The sequence below is a fragment of the Leptolyngbya sp. FACHB-36 genome, assembly GCF_014695955.1.
Taxonomy (GTDB): domain Bacteria; phylum Cyanobacteriota; class Cyanobacteriia; order Leptolyngbyales; family Leptolyngbyaceae; genus FACHB-36.
Genome location: NZ_JACJPG010000156.1, coordinates 1 through 4476 on the forward strand (window position 1 = coordinate 1; position 4476 = coordinate 4476).

Here is a 4476-nt window from a genome sequence, read left to right on the forward strand (position 1 = left end):
CCGCTGCTGCGGGTCTATCCGGGTGATGCAGACAAGGTGGTGACGCTGGGACTGATGATCACAAAAGACTGCGAAAGCAAAATCGTCAACGTGGGCGTGTATCGCTTGCAGCTGCAGTCCAAAAACACAATGACCGTGCAGTGGCTGTCGGTGCGTGGAGCCACGCGCCATTTGCGCAAGGCTGCCGAAAACGGCAAAAAGCTAGAGGTGGCGATCGCGCTTGGCGTTGATCCGCTGCTAATTATGGCGGCGGCGACTCCGCTGCCGATCGACTTATCGGAGTGGCTGTTTGCTGGGCTGTATGGCGGCTCGGGTGTGCATTTAGCGAAGTGCAAAACGGTGGATTTGGAGGTGCCAGCGGATTCAGAAATCGTCCTGGAAGGCACCATTACACCCGGTGAGACGGGTCCCGACGGTCCCGCAGGCGACCACATGGGCTACTACGGCGGCAAGAACGATCAGGCTCCACTGATTCGTTTCCACTGCATGACACACCGTAAAGACCCGATCTATCTCACGACCTTTAGCGGGCGCCCTCCGAAGGAAGACGCGATGATGGCGATCGCGCTCAATCGCATCTATACGCCGATTTTGCGGCAGCAGGTACCAGAGATTGTTGATTTCTTTCTGCCAATGGAAGCGCTGAGCTACAAAGCGGCAGTTATTTCGATCGATAAAGCCTATCCGGGTCAGGCACGACGGGCAGCACTGGCGTTTTGGAGCGCACTGCCGCAGTTCACCTACACGAAGTTTGTAATTGTGGTGGACAAAGCGATCAACATCCGCGATCCGCGACAGGTTGTGTGGGCAATGACATCCAAGGTAGACCCAGCTAGGGATGTGTTTATCCTGCCGGATAATCCGTTCGATGCGTTGGATTTTGCCACAGATAAACCTGGCTTGGGTAGCCGGATGGGAATTGATGCAACGACAAAAATTGCTCCTGAAACCGATCGTCAGTGGAGTCCAGAACTTAAGTCTGACCCCGATATCGCAGCGATGGTCGAGCGGCGGTGGGCAGAGTACGGGCTGGCAGATGTGCAGTTAGGCGAGGTCGATCCGAATCTGTTTGGTTATGACATGCGGTAGGCAGGCATGGACTGGCAAACTCCTCTCAAGTTTCAACAAACTGACTTTGTCAAGCGGTTACGATCGGGACTGAATCAGCTGCTGTTTTGCCAATTAGAAAACCACTTTAGCGAACTGGTAATCATTTCAGAGCCGGATCTAAAACCGCTGCGAGAGGCAGCCTGGTTAGTAACGGAAAAACAAAAAAACTTGGACTCGGTGCATGAAGTATTTTTGAAAAACTTAGCCGGAAAACTGGGTGAAGAAGCTATCAACAAACAGTTGAATGATTTGCTCTCCCGCGCTAACTACAAAGATTTGATTCGAGCCAATGACAAAAAAAGCTTTAATGCGCGGCAGTGGAAAATCTTTATTACTTACATCAAGGCCTATCAGTATTTAGAGCAATTTTTGCCCGTGAATCTGTTTCCGGTTGGTCGGCTGCGGCTGTCTTCTAATCCGTCTGCTAGCCTACAGGTAAAAGTTGCACAGGGCAATGCTGAAACTGTGCGTTGGTCAGTGACCCGGGAAGACGTCAAACGGAACGCGGTGATCGTCTGTGTGCTGGTGTCTGAGGAAGTGGATGAAGCACAGTCGAATTATCACTTGGTCCTGTCTGGCTTTCTGCCTACTTATCTGATTGAGGTAAACGGCGATGAAACGTCGATCGGGTTAGAGAATTTACTGTACACTGGCGGACTTCGTGGATTTTTGCAAGTGCTGCAAGCAGAGGCAGACGAATCGAAGCGACCGTCATCAAACAAGCCGATGGGACCGGAAACCTCCAAATCAACCGAAACGCTCGCAACAATTCAAATTGGCACTTGGGAATATCCATTGTCGATCGAGCAAATTTCACGTTTAAAAGAAGCCATTCAAGAATTACTCAATCGCCACCAATCAGCCAAACCACAGCAGGGTTCGCCTGCAATTTCTAAGCGCAGTTCTATGCTTGCTTCACTCTGGAACGGCGTGTTAAAGCAAATTCAGCCAGCAACCACGCAAGCAATTCTACGCAAGCACAGCCGCCTATTGTCATTTGATGGTGAACGGGCACAGATTGGTATTAGCTCTGAGGCACTGTTCTCGATGAATCCGAAGTGGTTATTGAAAGTCGAAGAAGCGTTTACAGAACTCTTGGGACGGGAAATTGAGGTCAATGTGGAAGTAATGGGTGGGTAAGCATTTCGTTAATAGCGATTCGCAAACGGCTATTCGCTGAAATTAGACGCTGACATATCGCCGCAGAAACATTTCAAGCGGTTCCAGCTTTAGGTTAAAGACGCTTTCTAATCGCGCTGCCTCTTCAGAGGTGCAGAAAAATTCGTTAGCTAACAGCGTCCGCAGCGTTCCCAAACTCGATCGCAGCTTCGGGTTAAACAGCCCGATCGCGTTGCGCAGTCCGTCGATCGCGAGCACAGGCGGATTGATCAGAAACGGCTCTCGATCAAAAATGTGGCTGAAGATGCGGGGAATATCTTCTCGCTTGAGGATTTCCGGACCACCGACCGCAAAAATTTGATTGCGTGCTTCTTCAACAAAAACCGAATCGACCGCAATTCTTGCCAAATCATCTGTGCTGACGATCGACGTGCGGTTCCAAGGATCGCCAATCAGCACATAAATTCCACTCTGGCGAAATCGCTCCGCCAGCGGCAGCAGATTTGATGCGAATCCCGACGGGCGCAAAATGGTGTAGTTTAGCCCGCTCGCTTGCAAGTACTTTTCGACCGCCCGCTTTGCCTTGAACACCGGCGCGTCTTCGTAGCCGCGATCGACCCCCAGCACCGAAATAAACACAAAATGCTGCACTCCGGCGGCTTTTGCCTGCTCGATTAGCTCAACATTGGCTTGATAGTCGATCGTCTCTGCATCACCGCCCGATGACTCGTTTGATCCATGAGCGCTAATGACGTACTGCACGCCTTCGCAAGCTTTGCGGATATCTCGTTCCCGCTGTAAGTCGCCAATAAATACCTCGGCTCCCCGATGTTCTAGCTCCGCGTAGCGTGATGTTAGCCGCACAAAGGTCCGCACGGTCATTTCTCGCTCTCGCAGAACCCGCACAATTCGCCGCCCTAATCCGCCCGTGGCTCCAGTGACGAGAAACATAATGGTTAGTCGTTAGTTTTTAGTGATTAGTCGTCAGTCGTTAGTCGTTCGTGAGTTGCACTCTTGAAGCTAGTCACTAAAAACTAAAAACGAAACGCTAAAAACTGACAACTATCTAAAGTTCGACAATGACAGGAGTGTGATCGCTGGGTTGGTCACGCTTGCGTGGAGCAGGATCGATCGTGCAGTTGATCGCACGATCGTACAGGTCTGGCGTTAAATAAATGTGGTCGATTCGCCAGCCTAAGTTGCGGCGAAACGCGGCAGCGCGGTAGTCCCACCAGCTAAAGTGTCCTGCCTCTGGCGTGAATTTGCGGAAGGCATCGGACAGCCCTAAATCCGCGATCGCCTGCTGGAGTGCTTGGCGCTCTAAGTCGGTTGCCATCACCATTTTTTCGCGCCCGGTTGGGTCGTGGATGTCGATGTCGTCGGGCGCAACGTTGAAGTCGCCACAGACGAGAAGCGGTTCAGGCTGCTCTAGCAGAGCGCTGAGGTACGATCGCAGCACCTCCAGCCAGCGGAGTTTGTAAGTGTATTTATCGCTACCTACAGAAGATCCATTCGGCACATAAAGATTGACAATCCGAATGCCGTCGATCGTTCCTCCAATCACCCGCTTTTGCTCGTCAAGTTCCGCTACAGACTCACCCAGCACTGCCGCAAACCCCAACTGAACGTTATCGAGTGGGGAGCGACTGACGATCGCCACACCGTTGTAGCTTTTCTGCCCAAAGATATGCGGGTGGTAGCCGATTTCGGTGAACGCGGCGATCGGGAAGCTATCGTCCATTACTTTCGTCTCTTGTAGACACAGCACGTCCACAGCGGCTTCTTGTAGCCAGTCCTGCACGTGTGTCAGGCGAGTCCGAATCGAATTAACGTTCCAAGTGGCAATCTTCATTGCGGAGAGGGGGCGATCGGCTTTCTGAGAATACCATTCCAAAAAGCGCTAGCGTGCTCTAAGAGATAATGAGCGTACTGACTCGGAGTTCATCTATGTCTGAGCGTCTAGACCGAATTGAAGGAATTTTAGAAGCCCTTGCAATTCGTCAGTCCCAGTTTCAAGGGCAGGTTGAAGAAGTGCAAGGTGAATTGAGAAGCCTTGCAACCCGCCAAACCCAGTTTCAGGGGCAGGTCGAAGAGGTACAGGGCGAGATACGCGATACGAACAATGCGGTAGACGCACTTGTTGGAGCCGTTAACAGTCTTGTACAGCAGGTTGACAGCCTTGCTCAACAGCTTGAGGCAGAACGCTTAGAACGACGCGACACGACTCGAATGCAAGCCGAAAGCATT

At 51.6% G+C, this 4476-nt stretch carries 5 protein-coding genes; 3 read left to right on the top strand and 2 right to left on the bottom strand.

Translation table 11 applies throughout. The annotated features are described in order from the left end of the window. Both H6F43_RS02275 and H6F43_RS02280 read left to right on the top strand, forming a co-directional pair. A partial coding sequence (locus H6F43_RS02275; protein ID WP_190340389.1) for a UbiD family decarboxylase occupies positions 1-1089 on the top strand: 1089 nt, incomplete at its 5' end. Between the two features lie 6 nt (positions 1090-1095). Then, on the top strand, positions 1096-2250 hold the full coding sequence (locus tag H6F43_RS02280; RefSeq protein ID WP_190340390.1) for a hypothetical protein: 1155 nt from the start codon (positions 1096-1098) through the stop codon (positions 2248-2250). Between the two features lie 42 nt (positions 2251-2292). On the opposite strand, the gene H6F43_RS02285 is transcribed toward H6F43_RS02280, so the two are convergent. Together H6F43_RS02285 and xth are read right to left on the bottom strand one after the other, a co-directional pair. Next, positions 2293-3180, bottom strand: coding sequence for an SDR family oxidoreductase (locus tag H6F43_RS02285; RefSeq protein ID WP_190340391.1), 888 nt, complete (start codon positions 3178-3180; stop codon positions 2293-2295). Positions 3181-3295: 115 nt separating this feature from the next. Beyond that, positions 3296-4081, bottom strand: a complete 786-nt coding sequence (gene xth, locus H6F43_RS02290; RefSeq protein ID WP_190340393.1) for an exodeoxyribonuclease III — start codon at positions 4079-4081, stop codon at positions 3296-3298. Positions 4082-4176: 95 nt separating this feature from the next. Between xth and H6F43_RS02295 the strand changes: the two genes are divergently transcribed. Then, positions 4177-4476: hypothetical protein (locus H6F43_RS02295; RefSeq protein WP_190340392.1), on the top strand; the 300-nt coding region annotated here is incomplete at its 3' end.

What these genes read in the sequence shown, in the direction of transcription:
- H6F43_RS02280 (WP_190340390.1), top strand. Translation starts at nt 1,096, where the DNA reads ATGGACTGGCAAACTCCTCTCAAGTTTCAACAAACTGACTTTGTCAAG.
- xth (WP_190340393.1), bottom strand. Translation starts at nt 4,081, where the DNA reads ATGAAGATTGCCACTTGGAACGTTAATTCGATTCGGACTCGCCTGACA.
- H6F43_RS02285 (WP_190340391.1), bottom strand. Translation starts at nt 3,180, where the DNA reads ATGTTTCTCGTCACTGGAGCCACGGGCGGATTAGGGCGGCGAATTGTG.